The sequence below is a fragment of the Halomonas sp. genome, assembly GCF_041689495.1.
In the GTDB taxonomy this organism is placed as follows: domain Bacteria; phylum Pseudomonadota; class Gammaproteobacteria; order Pseudomonadales; family Halomonadaceae; genus Halomonas.
The window spans coordinates 1-4,827 of record NZ_JBDNGD010000515.1 but is presented as its reverse complement, the minus strand read 5'-3'; the positions used below and the strand labels follow the sequence as shown (position 1 = coordinate 4,827).

General features: G+C 55.7%; 4 protein-coding genes. All 4 read left to right on the top strand.

The window, feature by feature from the left end; all coding sequences use genetic code 11:
- The first annotated feature begins 317 nt into the window (after positions 1 to 317).
- The 4 genes from ACESMD_RS15340 (at position 318) to ACESMD_RS15325 (ending at position 4,574) form a co-directional block, all read left to right on the top strand.
- Complete coding sequence (locus ACESMD_RS15340; RefSeq protein ID WP_372614675.1) at positions 318 to 2,180, top strand: MotA/TolQ/ExbB proton channel family protein; 1,863 nt, start codon at positions 318 to 320, stop codon at positions 2,178 to 2,180.
- Positions 2,180 to 2,899, top strand: a complete 720-nt coding sequence (locus ACESMD_RS15335) for an OmpA family protein (RefSeq protein WP_372614673.1) — start codon at positions 2,180 to 2,182, stop codon at positions 2,897 to 2,899. Before ACESMD_RS15340 ends, ACESMD_RS15335 begins: the two co-directional genes overlap by 1 nt.
- Positions 2,899 to 4,014 carry an HNH endonuclease gene (locus tag ACESMD_RS15330; RefSeq protein ID WP_372614671.1) on the top strand — a complete coding sequence of 372 codons (1,116 nt, stop codon included), beginning with the start codon at positions 2,899 to 2,901 and terminating at the stop codon, positions 4,012 to 4,014. Before ACESMD_RS15335 ends, ACESMD_RS15330 begins: the two co-directional genes overlap by 1 nt.
- A gap of 158 nt (positions 4,015 to 4,172) precedes the next feature.
- Positions 4,173 to 4,574 carry a hypothetical protein gene (locus ACESMD_RS15325; RefSeq protein WP_372614669.1) on the top strand — a complete coding sequence of 134 codons (402 nt, stop codon included), beginning with the start codon at positions 4,173 to 4,175 and terminating at the stop codon, positions 4,572 to 4,574.
- Positions 4,575 to 4,827 lie beyond the last annotated feature (253 nt).

The following is a 4,827-nucleotide window of genomic DNA, read 5'->3' as shown; positions in this document are numbered from 1 at the left end:
GCATTGTTGCCTCCCTTGTTTTGGTTTTTTCATGATATTCAATGAGTTGAATACTTATGATAACAAAAACCTGTGGAGGCTTCCTTTCTTTTCTTCTATATCTGCAAATAAATCAGATGCTTACGTTTCCGGATGGACACTAACAAATCGCAGCAGGTGCCGTTTGACCCGCCGCTCATTTTTGCTTCTTTTCTGCCTCAGCCCAGTGAATTAGGCGGGAACCTGAATCTATACACCGGGTGAAAGAGGCCAGGTGGCATGAGCCGGGGTATTCATGATTCGATCAACGGCAGACAGTCATCATCAGAGGTTTTGCAATGAATCCAGCCGCAGCTCTTGAAGCATTCTTGCGAGGCCAGGAGGCGGAGGGCGTCACCTTTGTCTTCTTCTGGCTGATCATCGGTGCCTTTCTCCTGGCGTTATACGGCTACAAGGCCGACCGAATGCGCGGCTTTGCGCACTATGCGCCCAACCTCCTGCCGTCACTGGGGATCCTCGGGACCTTTATCGGTATTGTCATCGGCCTGATGCACTTTGATCCTAACGATATCGATGGCAGCATTACCCTTCTTCTGGCCGGCCTGGAAACCGCCTTCATGACCAGCCTTCTGGGTATGGCTGCCGCGATCACCTTCAAGGTGGTCACAACGAGTTTCAAGTTCATGCAGCCGGGTGAAGTCACGGGCGTGGGCCCCGAGGAGGTTGGTCCCGAGGATATCCATGCCAGCCTCCAGGCCCAGTCGGAGAGCCTGGAGAAGCTCCGCCATGCCATCGCCGGCGACGAAGACAGCTCGCTAGTCTCCCAGCTTAAGTTGCTTCGTACCGACAATCGGGACATCGGCGACAAGCTTGGCATCATCAACGAGAACGGAAAGCAGCAGCTGGATGTGATGGTCGAGCTCCACAAGCACTCGGAACATCAGTCGGAGCGGTTCGACCGCTTTGCCGACGACCTGGAGCAGCAGCTCAAGGACTTCGCCGACATGCTGTCCCGTTCGGCAACCGAGACGGTCATCAATGCTCTTAAGGAGGTGATTGCCGACTTCAACAAAAACCTGACAGAACAGTTCGGTGAGAACTTCAAGGCACTCGATGCCTCGGTCCAGAAACTGGTCGAGTGGCAGGAAAACTATCGGCATCAGCTGGAGGATATGAAGGCCCAGTATGACCAGGGCGTTCAGGCCATTACCCAGACTGAGCAGTCCGTGGCCCATATCAGCGAGAAAGCCGGTGCCATCCCGGAAACCATGGAGGGCCTTAAGACACTTCTGGAGGCAACCCGTCATCAGCTGAACGAGCTCAGCAATCACCTTGAGGCGTTCAAGGGCATGCGCGATGCCGCCGTCGAGGCCGTGCCGACGATTCGAGAGCAGGTCGATAGTACCGTTCGTGATGTCAGCGGCGCAGCCCAGAGCGCCAGCGAACATTACAAGAAGCTCCTCGATGACTCCGACGCGTATATCGAGGCCCATAACTCTATGCTTCAGGAGTTCCTCAAGAAGTTCCAATCGACTACGCAGGAAGGAGTGGAGAAACTGCGTGAAGACCTGACCAATAGCGCCAAGGATGCTTCCGACCGTCTAGTTGATGGTGCTGCCAAGGTTAACGAGTCCCTTATTCAAGGTTCGGAGTCAATCAATACAAACTTTGGCAACCTGAGCCGAAATCTGACCCAGACTTCCGATACCGTCGCGAGCAAATCCGAGAAAATCGCCGAGCAGTTCGATGATGCCCTCAAGGACGTCAACAGCCATGTCCGCAACATGACCGAGAACTTGTCCAAGGAAAGCCAGACGTTGAGCCAGACCCTGGCCGATGCCGGAAAGCAGACAGAGGAACATATCCGCTCCGTGCAGTCCCAGGTACACGAGAGCATCGAACAGATGCAGCAGCGTCTCTCGCGTTCGGTCGAGGACATGACGGGCATGCAGACACGAAAGATGGATGAATCCTTCCAGCAGATGGAAGGAATTATGCGTCAGGCCACTCAGCGAACAGCCGAAAGCGTTAACTCTCAGCTCAAGGCCGTGGACGACAGCATGCAGCAGGAGCTTGATCGCGTAATGACCGAAATGGGACGTGCCCTGACTCAGATATCCGGCCGCTTCACTAATGACTACGAGAAGCTGACGCAGCAGATGCAGCAGATCGTCCAGACAGCCAATAGTGGAAAGCACTGATGAGCCGGTTGAGATCGATTTTCGGCAAGGGGCATAGCGCCGGTACGGGCGACGAGCACCATTGGTTATCGGTCTCGGACCTGATGGCCGGCCTGATGATGGTCTTCCTGTTTATCTCCATCGCCCTGATGCGCGATGCGCTGCTCGAGCGTGACCGCATCAAGGAAGTCGCCGTCGCCTACCAAGAAAATCAGGTCGCCATCTACGAAGCTCTTATGGATGAATTCGAGGAGGATCTGGACAAGTGGCAAGCGTCTGTCAATGACGAGACCCTGGCCTTTACCTTCCAGTCTCCTGAAGTTCTCTTTTCAACCGGTTCCGAAGAACTGCGACCGCGGTTCCAGCAGATCCTTGAGGATTTCTTTCCCCGGTACCTGGAGATACTGCTCGACTTTTCCGACTCCATCAACGAGGTTCGGATCGAAGGACATACCAGCAGCCTGTGGTCTAGTGACTCAACCAATCAAGAAGCTTATTTCAACAACATGGAGCTCTCCCAGGGCAGGACGCGATCGGTTTTGAGTTACCTCTATGATCTTCCCGAGGTTTCGACAAACCAAGAGTGGATCAAGGCCAATATTGCCGCTGTCGGGTTCTCTTCATCACGCGTCGTGCTTGACCAAGAAGGTCGTGAAGATATTGATCAATCTCGCCGCGTCACTTTTCGAGTGATTACCAACGCAGACACCCAGATTCGCCAGATACTTGATGGTGACTGATGAAACTAACGGTTGACTTCAGTGCGCTGTTTGCGGCTGCCAGGAAAATGGGTGACCCCATCGAGGACGACTTTGTGCTCGACACTCCTCTCAAGCCCTGGGAAGAGAAGCTCGGTGCTGAAGGCATCGAAATTGATCTTGGCGATCTTGATAGTTCGGATGGTTTGCTTTCCTATCGGGGTAGGCAGGTACTCCTCTATATCCAGGATCATGGCTCAAAATCTCAGGAGGCCCTCCTCGACCCGAAAGTGGGCAAGAAGTATCACATCGCCGAATGCCGTACATTACACAAGATGCGAAATGAAGGCCGGTTCGAGCGCTATGTGGTCACCAACGACACCTCCGGTGAATTTCATATCAGCGGCTATGATTACATGACTCGCCAGCCCGTCGAGGGGAAGTCCAGGCTCCATATCTGCAAGAACTGCCTGACCTACCTCAACTACAAGGGTTACAGCAAGCCAGGTAATTATTCGGCTTTCAAGAGCTTCGACCTGGATGAGTTCTTCCAGACCTACAGCTCCTTCTTTACACACATGCCTCAGCGCAAGATGGGAGAGGGTGAAGGCTATACGGCAGACTGGTCGGAAATATCACGCAATTTTCGCCAGGAAAAGGGATACACCTGCGAGAAGTGTGGCGTACGTCTCTCGGACCATCCAAAGCTGCTCCACGTGCACCATATCAACGGCGTCAAAGGCGATAACCGGAAAGCCAATCTCAGAGCGCTCTGTGCCGACTGCCACAGCAAGGAAGCTTACCATGGGAGCATGTATGTATCCCATGCCGACAGGCAGACGATCTCACGTCTCCGGCATGATCAGCAGTTCCCGAACCCTGATAACTGGCAGGAGGTCATCGATCTGGCCGACTCCGGACTAGGAGGGTTCATCGAACGCTGCCGAAGCAGTCGTCTGCCAGTACCGGAAGTCGGGCTTGACCTACAGGATGACACGGATGAGGTGAAGGGTATGATCGAACTGGCATGGCCACGACAGCGCCTGGGCATCGCGATCAATGAACGTGACAGGATGCATGCCGAGCGCCTCGGTTGGAAGGTTTTCAGCGTACATGAGGCACTCGACAGCTTCGCGACTTTCGTGACGCGATTGTAGTCAACTACCCCTGCCCTCAAGGAGGATCTGCCAACCGGCTGGCGATAGTCAATCCGTCTGACGGCGACATTCGCGCAGCGGAGCTGCTCTCCTAAAATAGGTGGCAACGGATACCATCCGTCCCCGGCGGCACCCGAACAAGGATCGAGGAGTGAACCATGAGCGAGATCACCGTCGCGCTGTCCCAGGAATTCCTTGAAGCCTATGCCCGGATTCCCCGCCGCAAGCAGGGCAAGGTGTTGACTATGGTCACAAAGTTCCGCGTGAACCCGCGCCGCCGGTGCCGCCAAGTCTTCCCCACGCCCGTGGGGGTGTTTCCTCCTCGAGACGCTGGTGCATGCCGTAGGCATGAGCTTCGAGCCATGCGTCGGGAACTGGTGGCGCTACGGGAGGAGGTTCACCAGATACGCGATCTGCCGGCACCGGACGCGAGGTCCGAAACGAAACCAGCGCCAGAACCGCCAGGGAGGCCGCAGGAGCCACGCGAGGCCGATACCCCTACCACCCTGAGGGTAGAGGTTTCCGCGACCTGGTGGGCGTCTATGGTGGTGAGGTGGTGACGATGCAGGTCGGGGGGAGCGTGGACGTATGGCGTGACGGCGATGAGACTGACGACGCCCTGCAAGCCCCGCCGCCTTGGAGGCAAACCGGCATCGAGGTGTCGTGGTGTGTTTCGCCATGGACGAGCGAGGGCTTACACGATGAACCGGGAAACATTGCGTCGCCTGGAGCGCCTGGAGGTACGGCACGGCGATGGTCCGGAGCCGATCACCGTCATGATCAGCCCGATCGACATCGACGGCACCACCATCG